The following is a 25,900-nucleotide window of genomic DNA, read 5'->3' as shown; positions in this document are numbered from 1 at the left end:
AGTTCTCGACAAGCTCGAACCGAACGGCTGTGGGTCAGTGCGGCGGGGTGCATCATTCCGCGGCCTCGGCAAAGCTTTCACCATGGATCAACTCGGCCGAGCATTGCTGCATCGTCGGACTGGCGCGGCAGATCGCGTTGGTGAGGTAGAAATCCTTGATCGGCGATCCGAATTCGCCGGTCGCACCGGTCGGCAGGCTGGGCCTGGACCAGCCGAAATCGACCAGCCCTTCCTGGCCCAGTGCCGGGACGGCCCGGGCCATTTCGGCGCGCAGCTGCGCGAAGTTGTCGAAGGGCAGCGTCGCGCCCATCACTTCGGACAGGGCGCGCAGGATCGACCAATCCTCGCGCGCGTCGCCCGGCGCGAACACGGCCTTTTCACCGCGCTGCACCCGGCCTTCCAGATTGACATAGGTGCCCGGCTTTTCGGCATAGCTCGCACCCGGCAGGATCACATCCGCCGCATGGGCGCCCTTGTCGCCATGATGGCCGACATAGACCTTGAAGCTGGCTGGGAAAGCCGAATAGTCCACTTCGTCCGCGCCGAGCGAGAAGAGCAGCTTGGGCGCGGCCTGCGCCATTGCCTTGATGCCGCCGTCCATCGCATAGCCCAGCATCAGCCCGCCCATGCGCGATGCCGCGAAGTGCAGGACGTTGTAGCCGTTCCAGCCCTCTTTCACGAGGCCCAGCGTTTCGACGAGCGCCAGCGTGTCGCCATGCGCGCCGTCCTTGGCGAGCACGCCACCGCCGACGATCATCGCCGGACGCGCAGCCTTGCCGAAGGCTTCGAGAACGACGTCGGGCAGCTTGGCCAGCAGCGACGCATCATTACCCAGCCATTCGACCTTGTAGGTCAGGTCCACTTCCGGCCCGACCGCGAACAGCTTGGCCCCGCGCTTGATCGCCTTGCGGATGCGGGTGTTCACCAGCGGCGCTTCCCAGCGCAGGTTGGTGCCGACCAGCAGGATGACGTCCGCCGTCTCCAGATCGGCGAGCGGCGTGTTGAACACGACCGACGACAGGCTCGACACGTCATAGGCAAGGCCGGTCTGACGACCTTCCAGCATCGTGCCGCCCAGCTTCTCGACCAGCAGCTTGCCAGCGAACATCGTCTCACAATCGAGCAGGTCACCGGCGATCGCCGCAACGCTGCCGCCATGCTGGACAGCGGCAATCGCCTTGAACGCCTCTTCCCAGGTCGCCGGCACCAGCTTGCCATCCTTGCGCACGAACGGCTTGTCGAGCCGCTTGCGCACCAGGCCGTCGACATTGTGCCGGGTCTTGTCCGACGCCCATTCCTCGTTCACGTCATCATTGATGCGCGGCACGGCGCGCAGCACCTGGCGACCACGGCTGTCGAGGCGGATGTTGGTGCCGACCGCATCCATCACGTCGATCGCGTGAGTCTTCTTCAGTTCCCAGGGCCGCGCTTCGAACGCATAGGGCTTGGACGTCAACGCGCCGACGGGGCAGAGATCGACCACGTTGCCCGACAGCTCGCTCTTGGCAGCCTGCTCGAGATAGGTCGTGATCTGCATATTCTCGCCGCGATAGATGGCGCCGATTTCCGGCACGCCCGCGACTTCTTCGGCAAAGCGCACGCAGCGGGTGCACTGGATGCAGCGGGTCATGACCGTCTTGACGATCGGACCCATATATTTCTCGGTGACGGCGCGCTTGTTTTCCTCGAAGCGGCTACCGCCCCGGCCATAGGCGATCGACTGGTCCTGCAGGTCGCATTCGCCACCCTGGTCGCAGATGGGACAGTCGAGCGGGTGGTTGATGAGCAGGAACTCCATCACCCCTTCGCGCGCCTTCTTCACCATTTCGGTCTGGGTGAAGATTTCCTGATTGTCGGCGGCCGGCAGCGCGCAGCTGGCCTGCGGCTTGGGCGGTCCGGGCTTCACCTCGACCAGGCACATGCGGCAATTGCCGGCGATGGACAGGCGCTCATGATAGCAGAAGCGGGGGATTTCCTTCCCCGCCAGCTCGCAGGCCTGCAGGACGGTCGCGCCCGCCGGCACCTCGAGTTCTACGCCGTCGACTTTGACTTTAGGCATTGGGACGACCCCGGAATAGATTCCAGTTCGGCGCGACGACCGCGACGAACATCACAAGAAACAGGGCATAGCCCCAGGTAAAGCCCCATGTCTGGGACAGAAAGAAGCCTTTGACGACCTGAATTGCCGCACCGGCGACGTAAAGATAGACACCGATTGCCTTGGCCAGTCCGGCCAAATAGGCCCCAAACATCGCCATGAGCATCCCGACAAGCGTCGCGATCACGATCGGTTCGCCATAGAGACGCGGCGCATCGGCCAGCGCGAACACCAGCGTGACGAAGAAGGCCGTCCAGATGAGGTCAAAGCCCCATCCGAACACCCGCAGCGTCTTGTAGCCGGTGACGGGCTGCTGGATCACTCGGCAGCCTCCATCACCGGAGCGCCGCGTTCGGCGATCCGCCGCTCAATTTCCGGACGGAAGTGGCGGATCAGACCCTGGATCGGCCAGGCCGCCGCGTCGCCCAGCGCGCAGATGGTATGGCCCTCGACCTGCTTGGTCACCTGAAACAGCATGTCGATCTCGCTCTGGTCGGCGTCGCCGGTGCGCAGCCGCTCCATCACGCGCCACATCCAGCCGGTGCCTTCGCGGCATGGCGTGCACTGGCCGCAGCTTTCATGCTTGTAGAAATAGGACAGGCGCGAAATGGCGCGGACGATGTCGGTCGACTTGTCCATGACGATGACGGCCGCCGTGCCAAGGCCGGACCCCAGGGCCTTGAGCCCGTCAAAGTCCATCGGCGCGTCCATGATCTCCTTCGCCGGCACCAGCGGCACCGACGACCCGCCGGGGATCACCGCCAGCAGATTGTCCCAGCCGCCGCGAATGCCGCCGCAATGGCGGTCGATCAGCTCGCGGAACGGAATGCCCATGGCCTCTTCGACCACGCAGGGCTTGTTCACATGACCGCTGATCTGGAACAGCTTGGTGCCCAGATTATTGGGACGCCCGATCGAGGCGAACCATTCGGGCGAACGGCGCAAAATGGTCGGCGCAACCGCGATCGATTCCACATTGTTGACCGTCGTGGGGCAGCCATACAGACCCGCGCCCGCCGGGAAAGGCGGCTTCAGCCGGGGCTGGCCCTTCTTGCCCTCGATGCTTTCGATCTGCGCGGTTTCCTCACCGCAGATATAAGCGCCGGCGCCGCGATGGACGAAAACGTCGAAATCATAGCCCGACCCGCAGGCATTCTTGCCCAGGAAGCCCTTGGCATAGGCCTGCTCGACCGCCGCGAACAGCACCTTGGCTTCGTAGATGAACTCGCCGCGGATATAGATATAGGCTGCGCGCGCCCGCATCGCGAAGCCGGCGACCAGCGCGCCTTCGATCAGCTTGTGCGGATCGTGCCGGATGATCTCGCGGTCCTTGCACGAACCGGGTTCGGATTCGTCGGCGTTGATAACCAGGAAGCTGGGACGGCCGTCCTTGCTTTCCTTGGGCATGAAGCTCCATTTCATGCCGGTGGGGAAACCGGCGCCGCCGCGACCGCGCAGGCCCGAAGCCTTGATGCGGTTGATGATCTCGTCCTGGCCGATTTCCAGCAGCTTCTTGGTATCGTCCCAGTCGCCGCGCTTCATCGCCGCGTCGATGCCCCAGTCTTGGAAGCCATAGACGTTGGTGAAGATGCGGTCCTTGTCGTCCAGCGGACCGACGAAGGGCGGCGGCGCGGGAGGCGCGGTGTCTTCGGCCATTATCGGCCCTTTCCGATCAGTTTTTCAGCAACGAAATAGGCGAGCACGGCAACCGCAAGACCCAGGACCAGCCCCAGCACCGCGCCCAACATCTTGAGCGCGACGATGAAGACGATGATCGCCAGGATGATGGAGACGAGCGCGCTCATGCAGCGGTGGTCCCCCATTCGCCGCGGTAGTCGTGATTTTCGCCGACCATCTCTCTCAGGCTGGTCGGACCGCCTTCGGGGCAACTGGTCTGGCGGTCGATCTGCGGGCCGATCCTGGGCTGCTTGCCGGCGGCCAGATCGTCCAGGATCGCGCTCATGCTGTCATAGGTCAGATCTTCGAAATTATCGTCGTTGATCTGGACCATCGGCGCATTGGCGCAGGCGCCCAGGCACTCGACCTCGGTCAGCGTGAACAGGCCGTCGGGCGTGGTCGATCCCTTCACCAGCCCCTTGTTCTTGCAGGCCGAGAACACATCGTCCGATCCGCGCAGCATGCAGGGCGTCGTGCCGCACACCTGCACATGATAGCGGCCGACGGGCGCCAGATTATACATGGTGTAGAAGGTCGCGACCTCATACACGCGCATGTACGGCATATCGAGCTGACGCCCGATATATTCCATCACCGGCACCGGCAGCCATCCTTGCGTCTGCGTTTCCGCGCCGACCTGCCGCTGGGCAAGATCGAGCAGCGGCATCACCGCCGACTGCTGCCGGCCGGCGGGATAGCGGGCAATGACCTTCTTGGCCTGTTCGGCATTTTCGGCGGTCCACTCGAACGCGCCCCAGCGCGCACGGGTTTCTGCCTCGTCGGGAATATGGGGTGCGTCAGCCATTATCGGTCACATTCTCCGAACACGATGTCCATCGCGCCCAGTACAGCGGTTGTGTCGGCGAGCATGTGGCCCTTCATCATGAAGTCCATCGCCTGCAGGTGCGAGAAGGCGGTCGGGCGAATCTTGCAGCGATAGGGCTTGTTGCTGCCGTCGCTGACCAGATAGACGCCGAATTCGCCCTTGGGGCTTTCCGTCGCCACATAGACTTCGCCCGCGGGGACGTGGAAGCCCTCGGTATAGAGCTTGAAATGGTGGATCAGCGCTTCCATCGAGCGCTTCATCTCGCCGCGCTTGGGCGGCACGACCTTGCGGTCGAAGCTCGCCACCGGACCTTCGGGCATGTCGTTGAGGCACTGCTTCATGATGCGCGCGGACTGGCGCACTTCCTCGACGCGCACCATGAACCGGTCATAGCAGTCGAAGTTGGTGCCGACCGGAACGTCGAAGTCCATGCGATCATAGACGTCGTAGGGCTGCGCCTTGCGAATGTCCCAGGGAATGCCGGAGCCGCGGATCATCGGGCCGGAAAAGCCCCATTTCAGCGCGTCTTCCTTGCTGACCACGGCGATGTCGACGTTGCGCTGCTTGAAGATGCGGTTGTCGACCACCAGGCTCATCGCATCCTCGAACAGGCGCGGCAGGCGGGTGTCGAGCCAGTCGGCGATGTCGGTCAGCAGCTTGAGCGGCACATCCTGATGCACGCCGCCGGGCCGGAAATAGGCCGCATGCATGCGCGCGCCCGATGCGCGTTCGAAGAAGTTGAGGCAATCCTCGCGAATTTCGAACAGCCACAGGTTGGGCGTCATCGCGCCCACGTCCATCACATGGCTGCCAAGGTTCAGCATGTGATTGCAGATGCGCGTGAGCTCCGCGAAGAACACGCGCAGATATTGCGCGCGCAGCGGCACTTCCAGGTTCAGCAGCTTTTCGACCGCCAGGACATAGCTATGCTCCATGCCGAGCGGCGAGCAATAGTCCAGCCGGTCGAAATAGGGCAGCGCCTGCAGATAGGTCTTATACTCGATCAGCTTTTCGGTGCCGCGGTGCAGCAGGCCGACATGCGGGTCGCAACGCTCGACGATTTCGCCGTCCAGCTCCATGACGAGGCGCAGAACGCCGTGCGCCGCGGGGTGCTGCGGACCGAAGTTGATCGTGTAATTCTGGATCTCGGTGTCACCATAGGCCGGATCGGCCGCGTCGGTGCGATGGTCCAGTTCGTCCAGATAGTCGGCCATTACGCCTTGTCCTCCGGCTTGGCTGCGCCCTTGCCTTCGTCGGTATGATGTTCGGGCTTCACCGGCGCACCGGGCGACTTGTCAGCCGCCTTGGCGTCGGCCGGCGCGCCAGCGCCCGTGTCGCTCGTCTTCTCGGTCGTCTTGGGCGTGTCGCCCTTCGCGTCCCCCTTGGGCGCGGCGGGCGGCGGGGGCGGCGCAGGCACGGGGGTCGGCGCGCCGGGCGCCTGACCGGCCTTCTCGTCGCCCGGCAGCACATATTGCGCGCCTTCCCATGGGCTCATGAAGTCGAAGCTGCGGAAGTCCTGGGCCAGCTTCACCGGCTTGTAGACGACGCGCTTGTCCTCCTCGCTATACCACATTTCGACATAGCCGGTCAGCGGGAAGTCCTTGCGCTGCGGATGTCCCTTGAAGCCATAGTCGGTCAGGATACGGCGCAGGTCGGTATTGCCTTCGAACACCACACCATACATGTCGAACACCTCGCGCTCCAGCCAGCCGGCGACCGGCCAGATGTGCGTGACGGTGGGCACCGGCATATTCTCGTCGGTGCTGACCTTGACGCGGATGCGATGGTTGCGGGTGACGCTCAGCAGATGATAGCAGACCTCGAACCGCTCGGCCCGGTCGGGATAGTCGACCCCGGCGATCTCCATCAGCTGCTGATAGTGCGCCATGTCGCGCAGCGCGACCATGGCGTTCGCCAGGTCCTCGCGCACGACCGTGAAGCTCAGCTCATCGGCATGATCGACGGTTTCGACCAGCATCGAGCCCAGCAGGGCGCCGATTTCGTCCGCGATGCCTTCGACGGTCGCGATCCTGGGTGCGGAATGGCCCATATTAACGCTCGATCGTCCCGATGCGGCGGATTTTCCGCTGCAGCTGCATGATGCCGTAAAGCAGCGCTTCGGCGGTCGGCGGGCAACCGGGGACATAGATGTCCACCGGCACGATGCGATCGCACCCGCGCACCACCGAATAGCTGTAGTGATAATAGCCACCGCCATTGGCGCAGCTGCCCATCGAAATCACATATTTCGGGTTGGACATCTGATCATAGACCTTGCGGAGCGCCGGAGCCATCTTGTTGCACAGCGTGCCGGCGACGATCATCACGTCCGACTGGCGCGGGGACGCGCGCGGCGCGGCGCCAAAGCGCTCCATGTCGTAGCGCGGCATGTTGACGTGGATCATCTCGACCGCGCAGCAGGCAAGGCCGAAAGTCATCCACCACAGCGAGCCGGTGCGGGCCCACTGGAACAGCTCCTCGGTCGAGGTGACAAGGAAACCCTTGTCGCTGACTTCGCTGCTCAGCGCGTTGAAGAAGTCCTGGTCGGGCTGGGTCCCCACCGGCGGCATGGTGCCGGGGATGGGCCGCTCAAGTTCTACTCCCAATCGAGTGCTCCCTTCTTCCACGCATAGACGAGGCCGAGCACCAGCTCCGCTATGAAGATCATCATCGTCGCCCAGCCGGCCCAGCCGATCTGGTCCAGGCTGACCGCCCAGGGAAAGAGGAACGCCGCTTCAAGATCGAAGATGATGAAGAGAATGGCGACCAGATAGAAGCGCACGTCGAACTGGCTGCGCGGCTCCTCGAACGCGGGGAAGCCGCATTCATATTCGCTGAGCTTGGCCGGGTCAGGCTGATGCACGCCGGTCAGGCGGCCGACCAGCATCGGCAGGAACACGAAGGTGCCGGAAAGCAGCAAGGCAATCCCGAGAAAGATCAGGATCGGCAGATATTGGGCAAGATCGACCAACGGATTCCCCTGGGCGAAAAGGTTATGGGCGCGCTTTAGGCCCGCTGCATATGCGAAGCAAGGGGCCAAGGGCATGAGAATGAATCGCAAAATGGCCAAGTCATTGAAGCGCTTGGCCTGCTTGGACTTTAGCGCAGCGCCCCGGCAACCAGCTTATGCAGCTTGCTGTGGATGGCGTCGTTGCCCGCGATCACTTCCCGGCGTTCGATCATCTGTTCGCCGCCGCGAAAATCGCTGACGAAGCCCCCGGCCTCACGCACCAGCAACATGCCGGCAGCGACGTCCCAGGGCTGAAGCCCGCTTTCCCAATAGCCGTCATAACGGCCCGAAGCGACATGGGCGAGGTCGAGCGCCGCCGCGCCGAACCGGCGGATGCCAGCGACAGAGGGCGCGACCGCGCCGAAGATGCGCGTCCATTGCGCCATGTCGCCATGACCCATGAAGGGGATGCCCGTCGCGATCACGCAATCGGCCATGTCGCGCCGCGCCGACACGCGCAGTCGCTGGTCATGACGCCAGGCCCCCCGGCTCTTTTCCGCCCAATAGCTTTCGTCCGTGACCGGCTGATAGATCAGCCCCGTCGTCACCTCGCGCTTGTTGCCGCCATAGAGCGGCTCCTCGACCGCGATCGAGATGGCGAAATGCGGAATGCCGTGCAGGAAGTTGGTCGTGCCGTCGAGCGGATCGATGATCCAGCGCGGCTTGGTCGGATCGCCCGCGATCTCCCCGCCTTCCTCGAGCAGGAAGCCCCAGTCCGGCCGGGCCTTCTGCAATTCCTCGACCAGCGTGCGTTCGGCCTGCTGGTCCGCCTTGGACACGAAGTCGGCCGGGCCCTTGCGGCTGACCTGCAGATGCTCGACCTCGCCGAAGTCGCGACGCAGTTTCGAACCCGCCTTGCGCGCCGCGCGCTCCATGACGGTGAGAAGGCCGGAATGCGATACCATGATGAATCTCCGCCGCCCGTGCCGGCGGCATGCTGGGTTACTTCTTCGGGGCGGACTTGGGCGCGGCGGCGGGGCGATAGCCACAGGCGCCGGCGATCACCGCCAGCATCTGCGAGGCATCCTTGCGATCCACCTTGCCCGGATTGGCGGCGATCACCTTGTCCACGGCGCCGCTGATCTGCGACACCGAGTTGCTGTAGAGGCATTCGAACAGCTTGTTCTTCACAGGCTGCTCGACCTCATCGGACTGGAGCGCGCTGCTGATGACGCGAAGGACGAACGCCGCATTGGCGAGCTGCGCCTTGGACGGTCCGGCCTGCGCATGAAGCGCGGCCGGAAACAGGCCCATCGCCAGCGCGCCCGCCAGCAGCATCCCGCGCCCCGCCCGCATCAGTCGGCCCGCTTCACATATTCGCGTTCATAGACATCAACGACGATGCGCGTGCCGGTGACGATATGCGGCGGCACCATGACGCGCACGCCATTGTCCAGGATCGCGGGCTTGTAGCTGGCGGAGGCCGTCTGGCCCTTCACCACCGCATCCGCCTCGACCACGGTCGCTTCGACCGTTTCGGGCAGCTGGACGCTGATCGGGCGCTCCTCATACATTTCCAGCATGACCATCATGCCGTCCTGCAGGAAGGCGGCGGCGTCGCCGACCAGATCCTGCGGCAGATTGATCTGCTCATAGGTCTCGGTGTCCATGAAGACGAGCATGTCGCCTTCAGCATAGAGATACTGGAAATCCTTGGTGTCGAGGCGAATGCGCTCGACGGTTTCGGCCGACCGGAAACGGACATTATTCTTGCGGCCGTCGATCAGGTTCTTCAGTTCCACCTGCATATAGGCGCCACCCTTGCCGGGCTGGGTATGCTGGATCTTCACGGCGCGCCACAGGCTGCCGTCATATTCGATGTTGTTGCCGGGACGAATCTCGACGCCGCTGATCTTCATGGGAAGAGCCTGCCTATATGTCTGGATGGATAAAGAGCCGGCCTCGCTGGAGGCTGCGCGCGCCTTTACCCGCGGATCGGGCCGAGAGCAAGGGGGACGGCACGAACCACGCGTAGCCGCGCGATCGGCCGCCACTCATGGGCGGACGAGCAGTGGATAGGGGTTGATCGGCCGCCCGCCATACCATGGCTCGCCCGGCCGCATGACGTGCACGGCGAAATGCAGATGCGGTGCGGCGTCATCGGCATTGCCAGTGCTGCCGACCGCCGCGATCGTCTGCCCGCGCCGCAGCGCCTGGCCCTCGCTCAGGCCCGGTGCATAGCTGTCGAGATGCGCGTAATAATAGACGAGACGTCCGTCCGCCGACCGCTGATAGAGGGTGCGTCCGCCCTCCTCGCTCCAGAACAGCTTTTCCACTCGACCATCGGCGGCGGCCAGCACGGCGCGTCCACGCGCCGCCATGATGTCGATCGCATCGTGCGGCCGCGCTCCGCCGGCGCGCGCCTGCGTGAAGGTGTCGACCAATGCGGATGGCGGAATGCCCTGGACCGGGATGAGCAGCGCGCCAGTCGCGATCCGAGGGTGGGCGCGCGGCTCGGGCGGCGCGGACGCGCGCGGCGGCGCATCGGCCGGCACGATCCGCACGCAGTAATGAGCAAAGGCGGCGCAGAGCAGCAGCGCGGCTACGCCCCCGCCCCACGCCCGGCGGTTCATGCCTGGAACTTCGCCTTGACCCCGCTCTTCACCATCTGCGCCAGCCGCGCCGCATCCCAGTTGGTGAGGCGGATGCAGCCATGGCTTTCGGCCCGGCCGATGGTCTGCGGCTCGGGCGTGCCGTGGATGCCGTAATGATCCTTGGACAGGTCGATCCACACCACGCCCACCGGGCCGTTGGGCCCCGGCTTCAGCACGGCCTTCTCATCGTTGGACGACGCGTCCCAGAACAGGTCGGGATTATAGTGGAAGTCGGGATTGCGGCTGACGCCCTTGATCGTCCATTCGCCGATCGGCAGCGGATCATGCTGCGACCCGGTCGTTACCGGAAACTGGGCGATCATCCGGTTCTGCGCATTATAGACTTTCAGCAGACCCTCGGACTTGTCGACCACGATATGGTCGGCCTGCGGCTGTTCCTTTGCGACGCCCAGGCTCGCGAGCGTTTCGCCCCAGCCGCGTTCGTCGCCCTCGATCTGCGCGACCGGCTGATTGTCGATCGCCGGCACGCGGATGGTGGCGCCCGCGCCGACCTTCGTCGTGGGCGAATTGAGCGCCACCAGCGCCTCCGGCGTGGTGTGGAACCGTTCCGCCAGCTTTTCCATCAGGTTGCGATAGGTGAGCGCGGGCAGGCTGGCCTGCTCATTCAGGCCCTTGGGGATAGTGAAGAAGGGGCCGCGCGCAAAATCCGCCGGTATTTTCACCAGATAGGTGGTCGGACGCGCCTCCCCCTCCAGCAGCATGTTGGCGGTCTTCTGGTCGAACTGACCCGTGACCGGCAGGTCATGCGCCTGCTGGAAGCCGCGCAGCGCCGCCTTGTAGCTCATGCCGTCCTTGCCATCGAGCACGCCGGGCGAGAATCCCCAGCGGTCGAGCGCGACCTGCGCCATCAGGATGCGGTTGGGCTGCTGCGGATTCTGCTCCTGCACCACCTCGAAATCATAGGCGGCCTTTTTCGCTGCCGCCTGAGCCGCGACGTCATTGCCGGGCTGCGCTGCGTTGCCTGCCGGCTGGCTCTCATTGGCGTCGGTGACGCTCACATTGCAGGCGCTGCACAGCAGGGCGGCAAGCAACAGATGGTTTTTCAAGGCGTATCTCTCCGTTTCGGTGGAGGGACAACGTCCGGACGGCCAAAGGGATGCGCGGCCCTGATGGGCGTAACCGCTACGGATCACATCAATCCCTTGTCCTTCCGTTCAGGCGCGCGGCGGCGGCGGATTGCTCGCCAGGGCGTCCGCGAACGCCGCCACGCCAGCGCGCGGCCCGTCGGCATGGTTCCACACCGCGCCGCTCACCGCCAGGAAGTCCGCGCCCGCCGCCACCAAAGGCGCGGCATTGTCCGCCGTGATCCCGCCGATGGCTACGCAGGGCAGTTCGAACAGCGTCGTCCACCATCCCAGGATCGACGGGTCCGGGCGATGCGCCGTGTCCTTGGTCGTGGTCGGATAGAAGGCGCCGAAGGCGACATAATCCGCCCCCGCCTCGCCCGCTTCCATCGCCAGATGACGGCTGTCATGGCAGGTGACGCCGATCTGGACCTTGGGGCCCAGCAGCTTGCGCGCCGCTTTCGGGTCGCCATCGCCCTGCCCCAGATGCACGCCGTCCGCGCCGAGCCGCTGCGCCAGCGCGGCGCTGTCATTGATGATGAAAGCGACGTCGCGGTCGGCGCACAGCCGTTGCAGCGGCTCCGCCGCGCGCGCGATCGCGTCCTCGTCAACGCCCTTCAGCCGCAGCTGGAACGCCGCCACGCTGCCGCCGTCGAACGCGGCGGCGAGCTGCTCGACGAACGCCGCTTCGATGGCGGGAGGGGAAATGAGGTAGAGCTGGCACGCGGGGCGAAAGCCCGGTTCGAACTGGGCGGCGAACTGTGGGTCGAGCGCCAGTTCTTCGTCTGTGAAATCGGTCATGGCCGCCTTATAGCCGCTCCGCCGCGCGCGCCAAGGCCAGCTATGGCCGCGCCGGCGCGCCGCTGGTACAGCCGGCGCAGGTCATGAGAGGGATAAATTATGCGCCGCGCCTTCGCCTTGCTGCTCCTGCTGTCCGCCGACCCGCTGCTGGCGCAGGGCGACGCGCGGCCTCGCGCGCGGGAGGCGGGCGTGACGGTCGGCATCCTGCAGCCCGGCCCCCTCAACGCGATCACCGATGTCGCTGGCGTGACGGTCGGCCAGGTCACGCTGCCGCGCAGCCGCGCCGTCAATACCGGCGTCACCGCGATCCTGCCGCATGGCGGCAATCTCTTCCAGGACAAGGTGCCGGCCGGCTTCGTCGCCTATAATGCGTTCGGCAAGTTCATGGGATCGACCCAGATCGTCGAACTGGGGGAGGTCGAAACGCCGATCCTGCTCACCAACACGCTCAATGTCGCCGAAGCCGGCGCCGCCGCCGTCGACTGGACGCTCGCCCAGCCGGGCAATGAGGATGTCCGCTCGGTAAACGCCGTCGTCGGCGAAACCAATGACGGCCTGCTGAACGACATCCGCGGGCGCCATGTGACCATCGCCGACGCACGCCGCGCGATCGACAGCGCCAGGGGCGGCCCCGTCGCGGAAGGGGCGGTCGGCGCGGGCGCCGGCACGGTCGCCTTCGGCTTCAAGGCCGGGATCGGCACGGCTTCGCGCAAGCTGCCCGCGGCGCTGGGGGGCTGGACCCTGGGCGTCCTCGTCCAGGCCAATTATGGCGGCGTGCTGACGGTCGCGGGGGTGCCGGTGGGCGTGCAGCTTGGCCGCTACGACTATCGCCAGCAGGTCGAGGACAGGAAAGCCGATGGCTCGGTGGTCATCGTCATCGCTACCGATGCGCCGCTGTCCGACCGCAATCTGCGCCGCGTCGCCGAGCGCGCCTTCGCCGGCATCGCGCGCACCGGCTCCAGCTTCTCCAACGGGTCGGGCGACTATGCCCTCGCCTTCTCGACGGCGCAGGCGGTGCGGCGGACCGCCGACAGGCGCAAGGATGTGGCGAGCGTTCAGGACCTGCCCAACGACCGCATCTCGCCCCTGTTCCAGGCGACCATCGAAGCGACCGAGGAAGCCGTGCTCAACGCCCTGTTCAAGGCGCACACCGTCGAGGGCCACCGCGGCACCGCGGACGCTCTGCCGCTCGACACGGTGCTGCCGATGCTGAAGAAAGCGCGGTGACGCTCAAAACCGCAAACGACTGTTTGGACCTTAGTCGTTCGCTTCGGGCGAAGTCGATAAGCCGCTGCGCATAGCCTCTGTCCAGGTGGAAAATAGGGCCGCAAAGGCGGAGGGCTCATCCAGCCGATGCGCCAGGGAAGGGATCGACCCTCGCCCGGCTTGGACAGGCGGATCGAGCGCGACGACGATGTTGGGATGGGCGACCAGCGCGCCATTGAACACTCCGGCCGCCCGAAGCTCCTTCAGCGTCCAGTCCACGCGCAATCCGGCGACTTGCCGCCACGGAACTGTCAGGCTGCGCAAAGACCCAATGGGCCAGGTCAGGCCCTCGGCATCCACCCGCACCGGATGGCGGCGCAGCGAGCGAATGAAGAGACTGAACCAGCCGACGAGCGCCAGGGTCAGCATCGAAAGGATCAGCGCAGCCCATGGGTGCCACAACGCGACCAGCAGGTGGACCACCATGGCTTCGATGATCATGAGAGCCAACAGGACCCAGAGCATCGGCGCGACCGCGCGATGATAGGAGAAGGCGGCGCCGGCGGGATCACGTCCCTGCTCGGCGCCGTTCCTCATCAGGTCAGGCCGCGACCGGCTGCTTGGCGGTGGAGGCGGCGTGGATTTCGTCGATCGCTTCGCCCAGCGCTTCGTTGAACTCCGCATCGCTCATCTGATGGCGCAGGTCGTTCAGCAGCGCGCGGCTGAAGCTGGCGATGATGCCGCGGTTCTTCGCCAGTTCGGCGCAAGCCTCGGTGCGGCTGAAGCCGCCGGACAGGGCGACGACCCGCAGCACCTTGGGATGATCCACCAGCGGGTCAAACAGGCCCGGCGTGGCCGGCAGCGACAGCTTCAGCATCACCTGCTCGCCCTCGGGCAGCGCGTCCAGATTCTCGAGGATTTCCTCCAGCAGGATCTGATCGGCCTCGGCGCGCTCGGTGGACTTGATGTTCACTTCGGGCTCGATGATCGGCATCAGTCCACCGGCGAGCACCTGGCGGCCGATGTCGAACTGCTGTGCGACCACGGCGGCGATGCCTTCGCGATTGGCGAGGTTGATGACCGATCGCTCCTTGGTGCCGAACACGCCCAGCCCCTTGGCGCGAGCGAGCAGGGCGTCGAGTTCGGGCATCGGCTTCATCATCTGGACGCCGTTCGCCTCGTCCTCCAGGCCCTTGTCGATCTTGATGAAGGGAACGACGCCGCGCTCGATCAGCGCGGTCGGGGTGGGCTTGCCATCGACGGTGCCGTCCATGGTGCGTTCGAACAGAATCGCGCCCAGCACCTTCTCTCCACTGAAGGCCGGCGCGGTGATGATGCGGCTGCGCATCGCGTGGATCAGGCCGAACATCTCCTCGTCGTTCGACCAGGCGCCTTCCTCGATGCCATAGCCCTTGAGCGCCTTGGGCGTTGAACCGCCGCTCTGGTCGAGCGCGGCGATGAAGCCGTTACCCTCGGCGATCTTCTGCTTCATATCCTGATCCAGCATCTGCACATACCTTCTCTCATGGCGCCGCCGCTGCGGCAGCGCAAAAATCCGATCGGGCGACGGCATGGGCCGCGGCACCGACATGGCGCGGGGCATCGCCCGCTGCTTCAGGCTGTTAGCGACGCCCCTGCCGCACCGCAAGAATGATCGGCGTCGGCAGGCTTTCCGTCACAGATGTGGTCCCTTGGGGACTGGACAACCTCTTGAGGAAGAGCAAACAGCGAAGGACACCGGCGCTTGCGCCGTTGCAGCGCACAATTATTTACCTCCGCGCTGGTTGAAAGGTTGCGGTTGAGAACCCATTAGGCCCGCATGACCACCGCGACACTTCCCGCCCGCTCCGACCTGAGCCGTCCGATCATCCTGCTGATGGCAGCGGCGTGCGGGGTGATCGTCGCCAATCTCTATTATGCGCAAACGCTGATCGACGTCATCGGGCCGGAAATCGGCATGTCGGCCAGTGTCGCGGGGCTGATCACGACGCTGACGCAACTCGGCTACGGCCTCGGGCTCTTCCTCATCGTGCCGGTGGCCGACCTGTTCGAAAACCGGCGTATCGTGCTGGGCTCCATCCTGGTGACGGTGATCGGCTGCCTCGCCATCGCCGCGTCGCAGGGCCCGACCAGCTTCCTGGTCGCCTCGATCCTGACCGGCGTCGGCGCGACCGGCGCGCAGGTGCTCGTCCCCCTCGCCTCGCATCTGGCCGCGCCCGAAAAGCAGGGGCGCGTGGTCGGCACGGTGATGAGCGGCCTGCTCTTCGGCATCATGCTCGCTCGCCCGGTCGCCAATTTCCTCGCAGGCTCGTTCGGCTGGCGCTCCACCTTCCTGGTGTCGGCGGCCGCCATGGCGCTGATCGGCATCGTGCTGCTGCTTGCCTGCCCGCAGCGCCGCCCGCGCGGGGGCATGCGCTATGGCGAGGCGCTCGCCTCGACCTTCGCGCAGTTGCGCCAGCACCGCGTCGTGCGGATGCGCGCCTTCTACCAGTCGCTGATGTTCGCCGCCTTCAACCTGTTCTGGACCGCGGCGCCCCTGGCGCTGATCCGGCAATTCCACCTTGGCCATGCGGGCGTCGGCGCCTTCGCGCTGGCCGGCGCCGGCGGCGCGCTGGTCGCGCCGGTGGCGGGCTGGCTGGCCGACCGACGCCTGACACGGCCGACCTCGCTCGCGGGACTCGCGGGCCTTTCGGTCGGGTTCCTGCTGGCCGACTGGACCGTCGCCGCCGGCAGCCTCATCGGCTTCACCATCATGGCGGTGCTGATCGACGCCGCGGTGCAGCTGAGCCAGATCACCGGGCAGAAACTGATCTTCTCGATCGATCCGGATGCGCGCGGACGGATCAACGCCGCCTATATGACCGTCATGTTCGTGGTCGGCGCGTTGGGATCCGTGATCGGGTCCGCCACCTACGAAGCCGGCGGCTGGTCGGCCAGCGCGATCGCCGGGGCTGCGATCGGTGGCGTTGCGACGCTGGGCTTCCTGCTGTTCGACCGAGGCGCCAGCGCACCGCGCTGACGCCCCTGCCCGGTCAGCCCATCAGCGCCTTGACGCCTGGCAGGTCCTTGCCTTCCATCCACTCCAGGAAAGCGCCGCCCGCCGTCGACACGAAGCTGAATTCGCTCGCCACGCCGGCATGGTTGAGCGCCGCGACGGTATCGCCGCCGCCGGCGACCGATGTCAGCTGCCCTTCCTTGGTCAGCGCCGCCGCCGTCTTGGCCAGCGCGACCGTCGCCGTATCGAAAGGCGCGATCTCGAACGCGCCGAGCGGGCCGTTCCACACCAGCGTGCGGCAATTTTTGAGCGCGTCGCCCAGCGCCTCGACCGCGGCCGGGCCGACGTCCAGGATCATTTCGTCCTCGGCGACCTCATGCACGTTGCAGGTGCGCACCGACGGCGGATTGGCCGCGAATTCCTTGGCCACCACTACGTCATAGGGCAGGTGAATGGTGCAGCCGGCCGCTTCCGCTCGGTCGAAGATCGTGTCGACCGTGTCGCTCAGCTCCTTTTCGCACAGCGACTTGCCGACATCCACGCCGCGGGCATAGAGGAAGGTGTTGGCCATGCCGCCACCGATGATCAAATGATCGACCTTGGCGACGAGGTTGTTGAGCACGTCCAGCTTGGTCGACACCTTCGCGCCGCCCACGACCGCCGCAACCGGCGTCACCGGCTCACCGAGCGCCGCCTGCAGCGCATCCAGCTCCTTCTCCATCGACCGCCCGGCATAGGCCGGCAGCTTGTGCGCCAGCCCCTCGGTCGAGGCATGGGCGCGGTGTGCGGCGGAAAAGGCGTCGTTGACATACAGGTCGCCGATCGCGGCGATCGCCTCGACCAGCGCCGGATCGTTGCTCTCTTCCCCGCCATGGAAACGCGTGTTTTCCAGAATGGCGATGTCGCCGTTGCGCATCACCTTGATGCCGTCGGTCGCCGCTTCGCCCTGGCAGTCGGGAATGAACTGCACCTCGCGCCCCAGCACCTGCGTCAGCGGGCGCGTGATCTTGCTGAGCGAATATTCGGGGTTCTTCTGGCCCTTGGGGCGGCCGAAATGCGCCAGGATCAGCACCTTGGCGCCGCGATCGGCCAATTCCAGCACCGTCGGCATGGCCGCGCGCAGGCGCGTGTCGTCGGTCACCGCGCCGTCCTGCATCGGTACGTTCAGATCTTCGCGCACCAGCACCCGCTTGCCGGCAATGTCCCCCATGTCGTCGAGGGTCTTAAAGGGCTTGGTCATGCTTGTTCCCCTGTCAACGCGCTCGACCGTTCGCCCGGGATAGGGGCTGAGCTTGTCGAACACCCGGATCGAAGGGTATCCTGCAAGTTCAGCCTTTCGATACGCCACTTCGACATGCGCAGTGGCGCCTCAGGACGAACGGCCTGTTCTTGGTCTCGCTTGGATTACAGGAACTTCGCCATGACACCGGTGGTGTCGATCATGCGGTTGGAAAAGCCCCATTCATTGTCGTACCAGCTGAGCACCCGGACCAGCGATCCGTCGATCACCGCGGTTTCCAGGCTGTCGACGGTGGAGCTGCGCGGATCGCCATTATAGTCGATCGACACCAGCGGCTCGTCGGAATAGCCCAGCACGCCCTTGAGCGGGCCGTCTTGCGACGCGGCCTTGAGCAGCTGGTTGACCTCGTCCTTGCTCGTCTCGCGCTTGGCGATGAACTTCAGGTCCACGACCGACACGTTCGGAGTCGGCACACGCACCGACGATCCGTCCAGCTTGCCCTTCAGCTCGGGCAGCACTTCGCCGACCGCGCGGGCCGCGCCGGTGGTGGTCGGGATCATCGACAGGGCGGCGGCGCGGGCGCGGCGCATGTCCTTGTGGATCTGGTCCAGCGTATTCTGGTCGTTGGTGTAGCTGTGGATCGTGGTCATGAAGCCCTTGTCGATGCCGATGGCGTCGTTCAGGACCTTGGCCAGCGGCGCCAGGCAGTTGGTAGTGCAGCTGGCGTTGGAGATCACGATGTCGTCGGCCGACAGCTGGTCATGGTTGACGCCGAACACGATCGTCTTGTCGACATTGGTGCCGGGCGCGGAAATGACGACGCGCTTGGCGCCGGCGGTCAGATGCGCGCTGGCCTTGTCCTTGCTGGTGAAGATCCCCGTGCATTCCAGCGCGATTTCGACGCCCAGTTCCGCATGCGGCAGGTTGGCGGGGTCGCGCTCGGCCGTCACCTTGATCTTCTTGCCGTCGATGACCAGGAAATCGCCATCGACGCTCACGTCGCCGGCCCAGTTGCCGTGTACGGAATCGCGCTTGAACAGCAGGGCATTGGCCTTGGCATCGCCCAGATCGTTGATGCTGACCAGTTCCAGGTCATGGTCGGTGCGCGACAGGATGGCGCGCGCCACCAGGCGGCCGATACGTCCGAAACCGTTAATTGCTACCTTCGTTGCCACTGCACTAGCCTCCTGGATGTTGTTGACGGTTAGGAATTGAGGGCCGCAACGATCTGCGGAGCGATCTTGGCGGCGGTCAGGCCGAAATAGTCGTAGAGTGCAGGCGCCGGCGCCGAGGCGCCGAAGCTGTCGATGCCGAAGCGCAGGCCCGCAATGCCGGTATAGCGTTCCCAGCCGAAGGTGGTTCCTGCCTCGATCGACGCGCGCAGCACATGATGGGGCAGAAGATCATCCTTATAGGCTTGCGGCTGCGCCTCGAAATGCGCCCAGCTCGGCATGGAGATGACGTCCGCGCCGATGCCCTGCTCCTCCAGCGCCTTGGCGGTGGCGACGGCGATCTCGACTTCCGATCCGGTCGCGATCAGCACGACCTTGCGCTCGACGGTCGCGGCGACCAGGCGATAGCCGCCCTTGGCCGACAGATTCTCGCTCGCCTTCTGCGTGCGCAGCTGCGGCAGGTTCTGGCGGGTGAGCGCCAGCACCGACGGACCGCCGGCATCCTTGAGCGCCAGTTCCCAGCATTCCGCCGTTTCGACGATGTCGGCCGGGCGATAGACGTCCAGGTTGGGGATCATGCGCAGCGACATCACATGCTCGATCGGCTGGTGGGTCGGGCCATCCTCGCCCAGACCGATGCTGTCATGCGTCAGCACATGGATGACGCGCTGCTGCTGCAGCGCGGCCAGGCGGATGCCCGCGCGCATATAGTCGGAAAAGACCAGGAAGGTGCCGCCATAGGGGATCACCCCGCCATGCAGCGCCATGCCGTTCATCGCGCAGGCCATGCCGAACTCGCGAATGCCGTAATAGACGTAGCGACCTGCGTAATCATCGCGGGTCAGCGGCCCTGTCGACTTGGTCTTGGTGTTGTTGGAGCCGGTCAGGTCCGCCGATCCGCCCAGCGTTTCGGGCAGCAGGTCGTTGATCGCGCCCAGCGCCAACTCGCTCGCCTTGCGCGTGGCGACCTTTTGCGGATTGGCGATCAGGCTGTCAATAAAGGTATCAAGCGAGAAGTCGTCCGGCAGCCTCCCGGCCATGCGACGGGAAAATTCCGCGCCGTGCGCGTGGCTTGCCAGCCGCTCTTCCCAGGCGGCGCGGACGTCCCGGCCCTTGGCGCCGATCGCCTTCCAGGCGTCGGCAATGTCGGCGGGAATGACGAAGGGGGCGTCGGCCCAGCCCAGATAGTCGCGCGCGGCAGCAACTTCGCTCGCACCAAGCGCGGAGCCGTGCACGCCCGACGTGCCGGCCTTGTTCGGCGCGCCATAGCCGATCTTGGTCGCGCAGCCGACGATCGACGGGCGCGGATCGTCCACCGCTTCGGCCAGCGCGCGGCGCACGTCGGCGACGTCATGGCCATCGCACGAAACCACATGCCAGCCCGTGGCCGCGTAGCGCGCCAGCACGTCCTCGCTGCTCGACAGGTCGACCGCGCCGTCGATGGTGATCTTGTTGTCGTCCCACAGCACGATCAGCCGGCCCAGGTTCAGGTGCCCGGCAAGGCCGATCGCCTCATGGTTGATCCCTTCCATCAGGCAGCCGTCGCCCGCGATCACCCAGGTGCGGTGATCGACCAGATCGTCGCCGAACTGGGCATTGAGGTGCCGCTCCGCGATCGCCATGCCGACCGCGGTGGCGAGGCCCGATCCGAGCGGCCCGGTGGTCGCCTCGACACCCGCCAGCTCGAAATTCTCCGGATGGCCAGCGCACGGGCTGTGCAGCTGGCGGAAGCTGGCAATGTCCTCGATCGTCGGGCGGGCATAGCCGGTCAGGTGCAGCAGGCTATAGATCAGCATCGATCCATGGCCCGCCGACAGGACGAAGCGATCCCGGTCGGCCCAGCTGGGCAGCGTCGGATCGAATTTCATATAGTCGCTGAACAGCACCGTCGCGACGTCCGCCATGCCCATGGGCATGCCCGGATGCCCGCTGTTCGCGGCTTCAACGGCGTCCATGGACAGCGCACGGATGGCGTTGGCGAGCGACTTTTCGGAAACGGTCATGGCGGGCGGGCGTCTTTCCTGGGCTGATGCGCTATGGGCCCGCGCGCATGCGGGCGAGTCGAGTTGGCGCTTCCTTTGTCGCGTCAAGCCCTATGCGTCAACCATGGCCGGGGGCAAAGCCGCGCCGGTCCGCGCCATGGCGGGCTTTTGCCGCGCCGGGTCTTTGGCTATGACGACTCCATGGCAAGCGAGCGCATGATGCAGGCGATCGGCACGCTGGAGCGTGCGGTCGACCGGCTCGAACAGGATGTGGCCCATTATGTTTCGGCCGCCGCCTCCCCCTCCCCGTCGATCGACGTGCCCGCCGCCCGCGCGGCGCTGCGCTCGCTCGACGATCTGATCGACGAACTCAAGGGCCGGACCGATGGCTGAAATCACGCTGCAGATCGCCGGCCGGCACTATGATATCGGCGTGCGCGACGGGGACGAGCCGCACCTCGTCCAGCTCGCGCGTCTGATCGAGGAAAAGGCGCGCGCGGCGCAGCAGAACACGCCCGGCCTGACCGAAGTGCGCACGCTCCTGTTCGCCGCCCTGTTCCTGGCCGACGAACTGACCGACCTGCGCAAGGCAGAGGCCGGACGTCAGGAAAGGCTGAGCCTGGAGGCGGACGATGAGCGGGCGGCGCAAAGCGTCGAAGCGCTGGCGGCTCGGATCGAAAAGCTGCGCCAGACCCTTGCCGCAGCGGCCGCGGCCGCCTAGATTGCATGGCGACGGGCACTGCGCGGCACGAGCTTTTGCGAACATCCCTGAGGCGATAAAGACATCCTAGGGGGCTGTCCCTGGGCGGGCTCCGGCCCGATCTACATGGCCCCCACCTGACGTTGAGGCGTCAGAGGATTTTCCAGCAAACGACCGAGGCGGTCCCGTCACCCCCTTCGCAAGCGAGAACGCAGTCATGAGCGACGACAGCCCAGCCGCCGACAAGGTCAGCCTGCGCGCTATCGCCCGTCAGCGGCGTCGCAACTTCGTCGCCACGCTCGATCCTCTCGCTCATCGCCTGGCGTTCAAGGCCGTCCCCTCTCCGCTCGCCCGCCGCATCGCCGATGCCGGCGTTGTCGCTCTCTATATGGGGCTGGATGACGAAGCGCCCGCGCAGCGGCTGGCGCCGCCATTGCAGGCCATGGGCAAGATCGTCGCCCTTCCGCGCGTAATCGATCGGCTGGGCAGCATGGAATTTCTCGCCTGGAATGCCGATGACCAGCTGTTTCCCGGCCTCTATGGCACCAGCCACCCCGAACCGGCCGGCGGCGCCGTGACGCCCGACGTCATTGTCGCGCCGCTGATCGCCTTCGATCGCGCTATGAACCGGTTGGGCCAGGGCGGCGGCTATTATGACCGCGCCTTCGCCCGGTTCCCCGACGCGCTGCGCATCGGCCTCGCCTGGTCGGCGCAGGAAATCGACATGGTCCCCGCCGACCCCTGGGACTTGCCCCTGCATATGGTGATGACCGAAGTCGAACTGATCGAGGCGCTGGACCAATGACCATCGACCCGCGCCATTATCATCAGCCCAGCTGGCGCAAGCCCGTCGGCATGCTGGCGATCGTCGCGCTTATCGCCTTGTGGGCCGTGCTGGTGGGCAGCCTGTCCGGCTGGATCGGCAGCCTGCCGGTCTGGGCGCAGGTGCCGGTCTATGTCGTGCTCGGCATCGTCTGGATCTGGCTCCTCCCGCTCAAGCAATTGATGCGGTGGATGGAAACAGGGCTGTGGCGAAGATATTGAAATTCCCCGGCGGCAGCCGCGGGAATGGCGCGAGTGACGGGGCTCGAACCCGCGACCTCCGGCGTGACAGGCCGGCGCTCTAACCAACTGAGCTACACCCGCGCAGGGCGGCATCTGATCGTGACCTTCGCGGTCACCAGACGATGCTGATCTGGAAAACCTTTTTCCGCTTTCCCGTGTCGGAAAAGTGGCGCGAGTGACGGGGCTCGAACCCGCGACCTCCGGCGTGACAGGCCGGCGCTCTAACCAACTGAGCTACACCCGCGTTCGGTGTGGGCGGCCGTCTATGCGGGTCCGCAGATACTGTCAACCGTCCGCAACATCAGTTTCATCTTTATCTGCATTTTCTTTCGGCCGCGATACCGTCAGCGTGCCCTGCTCGAACAGGAAACCGGCAATATCGGGCGTTCCAGCGGCCGCGATCACCGTCTGCAGGATGATGAGCAGCGGCACGCCCAGCAGCGCGCCAGGCGTCCCCCACACCCATCCCCAGAAGGTCAGCGACACCAGAATCAGCAGCGGGTTCATCGTCAGCCGCCGGCCGAGCAGCATCGGCGTGACGACATTGGCCTCGACCAGGTGGAAGCCGACCTGCAACGCCGCCGGCAACAGCGCGACCCACACATCGTCGAACACCATCAACCCGCCCAGCGCCAGCAGCACCGCCGCCAACATCGGTCCGAAATAGGGCACGAAATTGAGCAGCGCGACGATGCCGCCCCACATCAGCGGGGACGGCATGCCGATCAGCCACAGCGCCACCGCGACGGCCAGGCCAAGGCACAGGTTGATCGTCGCGATGGTGATGACATAGGCCGACGTCGCATCGACCACATTCTGGATCACCCGCGCCACAGCCATGGCGCCGTCGAAACTGCCGCGGCTGTTGATCGTGCGCCGGCGCAGCCGGGTCCAGCCCGCGAGGAAGAAATAGATGATGAGCAGCGCGAACACCATCTGGATGATCGCAGCCGGCGCGGATGTCGCGGCAAACTGCAGCAGCGATCGCGGCGCTTCCACCGCCGCGGTCTGCGCCGCCGCTACTGGCCCCGTCGCCAGCATCTGCACGGTTTCGTCGACGAAGCGCTGCAAATTGGCGTAGAAGTCGATCACCGGCGCCAGGTTCGCCTGGATTTGCGGCAGCCGCTGGGGCAGCGCGCTGAACCAGTCGGTCGCCGGCACAATGATCAGCACAAGCGCGGTATTCGCCACCACGAGAAAGCCGATCACCGCCAGCAGCGCGGCAAGGCCCGAAGGCAGGCCGCGCCGCTCCATCCATTCCAGCAGCGGCACCAGCGCGATCGCGATCACCAGCGCGGCCGTCAGCGGCAGGAAGAATTCCGCCCCCGCGCGCAAGGCGAAGGGCAGCGCGAGGATAAGGCCCAGACCGGTCGATAGCGCGATCGACGCGAGCAGACGGTCGCGCCGCCGATTAATCTCCTGCTGTTCCGCCGCCGTCACGCCTGATTCTCTTCCCTGTTCCACCTGTTCGATGTGCGCTGCCCGTTCCCGCGCGTCAATTTGCAAAGCCGTTTGCGCCCTTCAGGGAAAACAGCGGCTTAACTATTTGTTGGCATCCGGCTGCTAGGCGAAGGCTCGGCCGGTCAAGGGGGGCAAGGCATGAACGCAGGATCAATGCGCCTTGGCGCCATCGCGGCAACGCTGGTCGCCTATGCTCTTGCCGCGCCCGCGGCCGCCGCGCAGCCGCCGCTGCGCCTCTTCAGCCAGACCTTTGTCGAGCGCGTCGCAACCGACCTCAACGGCCGCGCGCGCCGCATCCTTGCCAGCGCCGATCGCACTGCGCCGGGCGACCAGTTGATCGTCATCCTCGACTGGCGCAACGATGGTCCCGCGCCGCTGCGCAACATCGCGATCACGCGCCCTGTCCCGCGCGGGCTGGAGCCCGACCTCGACGATCCGATGATGCAGATGTCGGTCGACGGCGGCGCGCATTGGGGCCGCCTGGACGATCTATGGTTGCCGACGCCGCTGGGCGGCGTGCGCCGCGCGGTGCCGGCGGACGTCACCCATATACGCTGGCCGCTGCCCCAGGCGGCGCCCGGCCAGTCCGGCCGCCTCAGCTACCGCCTTACCCTGCGCTGACGCATCCGAGGCTTGAGGCCGGCGCTGGTCCTGATCTGCGAAACATGTGGCAGCCTTTCCGACTCGCCCCGCCCGTCAGTCCACGAACAGGAAGGCCGGCGCCTCCAGCAGCTTGCGCACCGCCTGGACGAAACTCGCCGCGTCCCAGCCATCGACCACGCGATGGTCGCAACTGACCGACAGGTTCATCAGCTTCGCCGCCACGACCTCCTTGCCGCGGAACACCGGCCGCTCGATCACGCGATTGGGCCCGATGATCGCGACTTCGGGCCGGTTGATGACGGGGGTCGTCGCCATGCCGCCCAACGGTCCGAGCGACGTCAGCGTCAGCGTCGATCCGCTCAGTTCCTCCGACTTGGCCTTGCCGCTGCGCGCCGCGTCGGCCAGCCTGCGGATCTCGCTTGCCAGTTGCCAGATATTGCGGTCCTGCGCGTCGCGGACCACCGGCACCATCAGCCCCGCATCGGTCTGCGTCGCAAGCCCCAGATGCACCGAGCCATGCCGCGTCACCACGCCCGCCTCGTCGTCATAGCGCGCATTGAGCATCGGAAAATTGGGCAGCGCCTTGCAGATCGCAACGATCAGCAGCGGCAACATGGTCAGCTTGGGCCGCTCGCCCCGGCCGGCATTGAGCTGCGCGCGCAGCTCCTCCAGCGCCGTCACGTCGATTTCCTCGACATAGGTGAAGTGCGGGATGTGCCGCTTGGACGCGGCCATATTCTCGGCGATGCGCCGGCGCATGCCGATGACCTTGACCGTCTCGTCCGCGCGCTTCGCCGATCGGCCGGCCGGCGCATAGCCCTGCCCCGCGCCATAGAGCAGATAGGCGTCCAGATCGGCATGGCGGATGCGATCGGCGGCGGGCTTCACCTGGGCAAGGTCGATGCCCAATTCCTTCGCGCGCGCGCGGACGGCGGGGGATGCGAGGATCGGCTGGCCAAGCACCTCGTCCTGCTGCGAAGGCAGGAGCCCAGGGTCCAGAGGCGGAACCTGGCTGCCCTGGGCGCCTGCTTCCGCAGGAGCACCGCTGCCGTCAGGAGCGGCTGCCTCCGCAATCACTGGCTCCACGGGCGCCTGCGCGTTGCGCGTTTCGTCAGCCGGCGACGGCGCAACCGCCCCCTCTCCGTCGACCTCGATCTCGACCAGCATCGAACCGATCGGCACCTGGTCTCCCGGTTCCCCCGCCAGCCGCACGACGACACCCGCAACCGGGCTTTCCATCTCGACCGTCGCCTTGTCAGTCATCATGTCGGCGATCGGCTGGTCCTCCTCGACCCGATCCCCGACCTGGATGTGCCAGCCGACGATCTCGGCTTCCGATATGCCTTCGCCGATGTCCGGCAGCTTGAATGTAAAGAGAGCCATGC

General features: G+C 65.8%; 29 protein-coding genes and 2 tRNA genes. 7 read left to right on the top strand and 24 right to left on the bottom strand.

The window, feature by feature from the left end; genetic code table 11:
• Positions 1-52 precede the first annotated feature (52 nt).
• From nuoG to thiE, 15 genes are all read right to left on the bottom strand, one after another.
• Positions 53-2,059 (bottom strand): NADH-quinone oxidoreductase subunit NuoG, encoded by a 2,007-nt coding sequence (gene nuoG, locus ACGGKE_RS03180; protein WP_394439955.1) that lies wholly within the window; start codon positions 2,057-2,059, stop codon positions 53-55.
• Positions 2,052-2,420, bottom strand: coding sequence for a hypothetical protein (locus tag ACGGKE_RS03175; RefSeq protein WP_394439953.1), 369 nt, complete (start codon positions 2,418-2,420; stop codon positions 2,052-2,054). The genes nuoG and ACGGKE_RS03175 overlap by 8 nt, the downstream gene beginning before the upstream one ends.
• Positions 2,417-3,754, bottom strand: a complete 1,338-nt coding sequence (gene nuoF, locus ACGGKE_RS03170; RefSeq protein ID WP_394439951.1) for an NADH-quinone oxidoreductase subunit NuoF — start codon at positions 3,752-3,754, stop codon at positions 2,417-2,419. Before nuoF ends, ACGGKE_RS03175 begins: the two co-directional genes overlap by 4 nt.
• Positions 3,754-3,903, bottom strand: coding sequence for a hypothetical protein (locus ACGGKE_RS03165; RefSeq protein ID WP_394439949.1), 150 nt, complete (start codon positions 3,901-3,903; stop codon positions 3,754-3,756). The genes nuoF and ACGGKE_RS03165 overlap by 1 nt, the downstream gene beginning before the upstream one ends.
• A complete protein-coding gene (locus ACGGKE_RS03160) occupies positions 3,900-4,580 on the bottom strand; it encodes a complex I 24 kDa subunit family protein (protein WP_394439947.1) in 681 nt (226 codons plus the stop codon). Before ACGGKE_RS03160 ends, ACGGKE_RS03165 begins: the two co-directional genes overlap by 4 nt.
• Positions 4,580-5,815 (bottom strand): NADH-quinone oxidoreductase subunit D, encoded by a 1,236-nt coding sequence (locus ACGGKE_RS03155; protein ID WP_394439945.1) that lies wholly within the window; start codon positions 5,813-5,815, stop codon positions 4,580-4,582. The genes ACGGKE_RS03160 and ACGGKE_RS03155 overlap by 1 nt, the downstream gene beginning before the upstream one ends.
• Positions 5,815-6,651, bottom strand: coding sequence for an NADH-quinone oxidoreductase subunit C (locus tag ACGGKE_RS03150; protein ID WP_394439943.1), 837 nt, complete (start codon positions 6,649-6,651; stop codon positions 5,815-5,817). The genes ACGGKE_RS03155 and ACGGKE_RS03150 overlap by 1 nt, the downstream gene beginning before the upstream one ends.
• 1 nt (position 6,652) lies before the next feature.
• Positions 6,653-7,171, bottom strand: a complete 519-nt coding sequence (locus ACGGKE_RS03145) for an NADH-quinone oxidoreductase subunit B family protein (protein ID WP_024020175.1) — start codon at positions 7,169-7,171, stop codon at positions 6,653-6,655.
• Between the two features lie 26 nt (positions 7,172-7,197).
• Entirely contained in the window at positions 7,198-7,572 is a 375-nt protein-coding gene (locus ACGGKE_RS03140; protein WP_394439941.1) for an NADH-quinone oxidoreductase subunit A, read from the bottom strand.
• A gap of 128 nt (positions 7,573-7,700) precedes the next feature.
• Positions 7,701-8,516, bottom strand: coding sequence for an inositol monophosphatase family protein (locus ACGGKE_RS03135; protein WP_394439939.1), 816 nt, complete (start codon positions 8,514-8,516; stop codon positions 7,701-7,703).
• A 37-nt stretch (positions 8,517-8,553) separates the two neighbouring features.
• The gene (locus ACGGKE_RS03130; RefSeq protein WP_394439937.1) at positions 8,554-8,907 is read right to left on the bottom strand and encodes a hypothetical protein; all 354 of its coding nucleotides are present in this window, start codon (positions 8,905-8,907) and stop codon (positions 8,554-8,556) included.
• Positions 8,907-9,470 (bottom strand): elongation factor P, encoded by a 564-nt coding sequence (efp, locus tag ACGGKE_RS03125; protein WP_228166819.1) that lies wholly within the window; start codon positions 9,468-9,470, stop codon positions 8,907-8,909. The genes ACGGKE_RS03130 and efp overlap by 1 nt, the downstream gene beginning before the upstream one ends.
• A 135-nt stretch (positions 9,471-9,605) precedes the next feature.
• Positions 9,606-10,184, bottom strand: a complete 579-nt coding sequence (locus ACGGKE_RS03120; RefSeq protein WP_394439935.1) for a M23 family metallopeptidase — start codon at positions 10,182-10,184, stop codon at positions 9,606-9,608.
• Positions 10,181-11,272, bottom strand: a complete 1,092-nt coding sequence (locus ACGGKE_RS03115) for a L,D-transpeptidase (protein ID WP_394439933.1) — start codon at positions 11,270-11,272, stop codon at positions 10,181-10,183. The genes ACGGKE_RS03120 and ACGGKE_RS03115 overlap by 4 nt, the downstream gene beginning before the upstream one ends.
• Before the next feature lie 108 nt (positions 11,273-11,380).
• A complete protein-coding gene (thiE, locus tag ACGGKE_RS03110) occupies positions 11,381-12,091 on the bottom strand; it encodes a thiamine phosphate synthase (protein WP_394439931.1) in 711 nt (236 codons plus the stop codon).
• A 99-nt stretch (positions 12,092-12,190) separates the two neighbouring features.
• Here thiE and ACGGKE_RS03105 point away from each other — a divergent pair, with 99 nt between their 5' ends.
• Complete coding sequence (locus ACGGKE_RS03105; protein WP_394439929.1) at positions 12,191-13,318, top strand: P1 family peptidase; 1,128 nt, start codon at positions 12,191-12,193, stop codon at positions 13,316-13,318.
• A 30-nt stretch (positions 13,319-13,348) separates the two neighbouring features.
• Here ACGGKE_RS03105 and ACGGKE_RS03100 read toward each other — a convergent pair whose 3' ends face one another.
• Both ACGGKE_RS03100 and ACGGKE_RS03095 read right to left on the bottom strand, forming a co-directional pair.
• A complete protein-coding gene (locus tag ACGGKE_RS03100) occupies positions 13,349-13,798 on the bottom strand; it encodes a hypothetical protein (RefSeq protein ID WP_394439927.1) in 450 nt (149 codons plus the stop codon).
• A 100-nt stretch (positions 13,799-13,898) separates the two neighbouring features.
• Positions 13,899-14,804 carry a fructose bisphosphate aldolase gene (locus ACGGKE_RS03095; protein WP_394441709.1) on the bottom strand — a complete coding sequence of 302 codons (906 nt, stop codon included), beginning with the start codon at positions 14,802-14,804 and terminating at the stop codon, positions 13,899-13,901.
• A gap of 312 nt (positions 14,805-15,116) precedes the next feature.
• Between ACGGKE_RS03095 and ACGGKE_RS03090 the strand changes: the two genes are divergently transcribed.
• Positions 15,117-16,316 (top strand): MFS transporter, encoded by a 1,200-nt coding sequence (locus ACGGKE_RS03090; protein ID WP_394439925.1) that lies wholly within the window; start codon positions 15,117-15,119, stop codon positions 16,314-16,316.
• 13 nt (positions 16,317-16,329) lie between these two features.
• Here the strand turns inward: ACGGKE_RS03090 and ACGGKE_RS03085 are convergent, their stop codons facing one another.
• From ACGGKE_RS03085 to tkt, 3 genes are all read right to left on the bottom strand, one after another.
• Positions 16,330-17,532 carry a phosphoglycerate kinase gene (locus ACGGKE_RS03085; protein ID WP_394439923.1) on the bottom strand — a complete coding sequence of 401 codons (1,203 nt, stop codon included), beginning with the start codon at positions 17,530-17,532 and terminating at the stop codon, positions 16,330-16,332.
• 164 nt (positions 17,533-17,696) lie between these two features.
• Positions 17,697-18,707: a type I glyceraldehyde-3-phosphate dehydrogenase gene (gene gap, locus ACGGKE_RS03080; protein WP_394439921.1), complete on the bottom strand. Its 1,011-nt coding sequence runs from the start codon at positions 18,705-18,707 to the stop codon at positions 17,697-17,699.
• Positions 18,708-18,736: 29 nt separating this feature from the next.
• A complete protein-coding gene (tkt, locus tag ACGGKE_RS03075) occupies positions 18,737-20,707 on the bottom strand; it encodes a transketolase (protein ID WP_394439919.1) in 1,971 nt (656 codons plus the stop codon).
• A 180-nt stretch (positions 20,708-20,887) separates the two neighbouring features.
• On the opposite strand from tkt, the gene ACGGKE_RS03070 reads away from it, so the two are divergent.
• The 4 genes from ACGGKE_RS03070 to ACGGKE_RS03055 all read left to right on the top strand — a co-directional run bounded on the left by ACGGKE_RS03070 (position 20,888) and on the right by ACGGKE_RS03055 (position 22,430).
• Positions 20,888-21,079, top strand: a complete 192-nt coding sequence (locus tag ACGGKE_RS03070; protein WP_317516237.1) for a hypothetical protein — start codon at positions 20,888-20,890, stop codon at positions 21,077-21,079.
• Positions 21,072-21,407, top strand: a complete 336-nt coding sequence (locus tag ACGGKE_RS03065) for a cell division protein ZapA (RefSeq protein WP_394439916.1) — start codon at positions 21,072-21,074, stop codon at positions 21,405-21,407. Before ACGGKE_RS03070 ends, ACGGKE_RS03065 begins: the two co-directional genes overlap by 8 nt.
• Before the next feature lie 196 nt (positions 21,408-21,603).
• Positions 21,604-22,191, top strand: a complete 588-nt coding sequence (locus ACGGKE_RS03060; RefSeq protein WP_394439914.1) for a 5-formyltetrahydrofolate cyclo-ligase — start codon at positions 21,604-21,606, stop codon at positions 22,189-22,191.
• Positions 22,188-22,430: a DUF2842 domain-containing protein gene (locus ACGGKE_RS03055; protein ID WP_394439912.1), complete on the top strand. Its 243-nt coding sequence runs from the start codon at positions 22,188-22,190 to the stop codon at positions 22,428-22,430. The genes ACGGKE_RS03060 and ACGGKE_RS03055 overlap by 4 nt, the downstream gene beginning before the upstream one ends.
• A 25-nt stretch (positions 22,431-22,455) precedes the next feature.
• Here ACGGKE_RS03055 and ACGGKE_RS03050 read toward each other — a convergent pair.
• The 3 genes from ACGGKE_RS03050 to ACGGKE_RS03040 all read right to left on the bottom strand — a co-directional run bounded on the left by ACGGKE_RS03050 (position 22,456) and on the right by ACGGKE_RS03040 (position 23,891).
• Positions 22,456-22,532 (bottom strand) — tRNA-Asp (locus ACGGKE_RS03050).
• Between the two features lie 86 nt (positions 22,533-22,618).
• A tRNA-Asp gene (locus tag ACGGKE_RS03045) sits at positions 22,619-22,695 on the bottom strand.
• A 41-nt stretch (positions 22,696-22,736) separates the two neighbouring features.
• The gene (locus tag ACGGKE_RS03040; protein WP_394439910.1) at positions 22,737-23,891 is read right to left on the bottom strand and encodes an AI-2E family transporter; all 1,155 of its coding nucleotides are present in this window, start codon (positions 23,889-23,891) and stop codon (positions 22,737-22,739) included.
• 159 nt (positions 23,892-24,050) lie between these two features.
• Between ACGGKE_RS03040 and ACGGKE_RS03035 the strand changes: the two genes are divergently transcribed.
• Complete coding sequence (locus tag ACGGKE_RS03035; protein ID WP_394439908.1) at positions 24,051-24,533, top strand: hypothetical protein; 483 nt, start codon at positions 24,051-24,053, stop codon at positions 24,531-24,533.
• A gap of 75 nt (positions 24,534-24,608) precedes the next feature.
• On the opposite strand, the gene ACGGKE_RS03030 is transcribed toward ACGGKE_RS03035, so the two are convergent.
• Entirely contained in the window at positions 24,609-25,898 is a 1,290-nt protein-coding gene (locus ACGGKE_RS03030) for a dihydrolipoamide acetyltransferase family protein (protein ID WP_394439906.1), read from the bottom strand.
• Positions 25,899-25,900 lie beyond the last annotated feature (2 nt).

Origin of the sequence: Sphingobium naphthae (assembly GCF_043589935.1) — a bacterium.
Lineage (GTDB): Bacteria > Pseudomonadota > Alphaproteobacteria > Sphingomonadales > Sphingomonadaceae > Sphingobium > Sphingobium naphthae_A.
Note: the sequence above shows the minus strand (reverse complement) of the source record. Positions and strands in the feature narration are given on the sequence as shown.

What these genes read in the sequence shown, in the direction of transcription:
- nuoG (WP_394439955.1), bottom strand. Translation starts at nt 2,059, where the DNA reads ATGCCTAAAGTCAAAGTCGACGGCGTAGAACTCGAGGTGCCGGCGGGC.
- nuoF (WP_394439951.1), bottom strand. Translation starts at nt 3,754, where the DNA reads ATGGCCGAAGACACCGCGCCTCCCGCGCCGCCGCCCTTCGTCGGTCCG.
- ACGGKE_RS03165 (WP_394439949.1), bottom strand. Translation starts at nt 3,903, where the DNA reads ATGAGCGCGCTCGTCTCCATCATCCTGGCGATCATCGTCTTCATCGTC.
- ACGGKE_RS03160 (WP_394439947.1), bottom strand. Translation starts at nt 4,580, where the DNA reads ATGGCTGACGCACCCCATATTCCCGACGAGGCAGAAACCCGTGCGCGC.
- ACGGKE_RS03155 (WP_394439945.1), bottom strand. Translation starts at nt 5,815, where the DNA reads ATGGCCGACTATCTGGACGAACTGGACCATCGCACCGACGCGGCCGAT.
- ACGGKE_RS03150 (WP_394439943.1), bottom strand. Translation starts at nt 6,651, where the DNA reads ATGGGCCATTCCGCACCCAGGATCGCGACCGTCGAAGGCATCGCGGAC.
- ACGGKE_RS03145 (WP_024020175.1), bottom strand. Translation starts at nt 7,171, where the DNA reads ATGCCGCCGGTGGGGACCCAGCCCGACCAGGACTTCTTCAACGCGCTG.
- ACGGKE_RS03135 (WP_394439939.1), bottom strand. Translation starts at nt 8,516, where the DNA reads ATGGTATCGCATTCCGGCCTTCTCACCGTCATGGAGCGCGCGGCGCGC.
- ACGGKE_RS03130 (WP_394439937.1), bottom strand. Translation starts at nt 8,907, where the DNA reads ATGCGGGCGGGGCGCGGGATGCTGCTGGCGGGCGCGCTGGCGATGGGC.
- efp (WP_228166819.1), bottom strand. Translation starts at nt 9,470, where the DNA reads ATGAAGATCAGCGGCGTCGAGATTCGTCCCGGCAACAACATCGAATAT.
- ACGGKE_RS03120 (WP_394439935.1), bottom strand. Translation starts at nt 10,184, where the DNA reads ATGAACCGCCGGGCGTGGGGCGGGGGCGTAGCCGCGCTGCTGCTCTGC.
- thiE (WP_394439931.1), bottom strand. Translation starts at nt 12,091, where the DNA reads ATGACCGATTTCACAGACGAAGAACTGGCGCTCGACCCACAGTTCGCC.
- ACGGKE_RS03105 (WP_394439929.1), top strand. Translation starts at nt 12,191, where the DNA reads ATGCGCCGCGCCTTCGCCTTGCTGCTCCTGCTGTCCGCCGACCCGCTG.
- ACGGKE_RS03100 (WP_394439927.1), bottom strand. Translation starts at nt 13,798, where the DNA reads ATGATCATCGAAGCCATGGTGGTCCACCTGCTGGTCGCGTTGTGGCAC.
- ACGGKE_RS03095 (WP_394441709.1), bottom strand. Translation starts at nt 14,804, where the DNA reads ATGCTGGATCAGGATATGAAGCAGAAGATCGCCGAGGGTAACGGCTTC.
- ACGGKE_RS03090 (WP_394439925.1), top strand. Translation starts at nt 15,117, where the DNA reads ATGACCACCGCGACACTTCCCGCCCGCTCCGACCTGAGCCGTCCGATC.
- ACGGKE_RS03085 (WP_394439923.1), bottom strand. Translation starts at nt 17,532, where the DNA reads ATGACCAAGCCCTTTAAGACCCTCGACGACATGGGGGACATTGCCGGC.
- tkt (WP_394439919.1), bottom strand. Translation starts at nt 20,707, where the DNA reads ATGACCGTTTCCGAAAAGTCGCTCGCCAACGCCATCCGTGCGCTGTCC.
- ACGGKE_RS03070 (WP_317516237.1), top strand. Translation starts at nt 20,888, where the DNA reads ATGGCAAGCGAGCGCATGATGCAGGCGATCGGCACGCTGGAGCGTGCG.
- ACGGKE_RS03065 (WP_394439916.1), top strand. Translation starts at nt 21,072, where the DNA reads ATGGCTGAAATCACGCTGCAGATCGCCGGCCGGCACTATGATATCGGC.
- ACGGKE_RS03060 (WP_394439914.1), top strand. Translation starts at nt 21,604, where the DNA reads ATGAGCGACGACAGCCCAGCCGCCGACAAGGTCAGCCTGCGCGCTATC.
- ACGGKE_RS03055 (WP_394439912.1), top strand. Translation starts at nt 22,188, where the DNA reads ATGACCATCGACCCGCGCCATTATCATCAGCCCAGCTGGCGCAAGCCC.
- ACGGKE_RS03035 (WP_394439908.1), top strand. Translation starts at nt 24,051, where the DNA reads ATGAACGCAGGATCAATGCGCCTTGGCGCCATCGCGGCAACGCTGGTC.
- ACGGKE_RS03030 (WP_394439906.1), bottom strand. Translation starts at nt 25,898, where the DNA reads ATGGCTCTCTTTACATTCAAGCTGCCGGACATCGGCGAAGGCATATCG.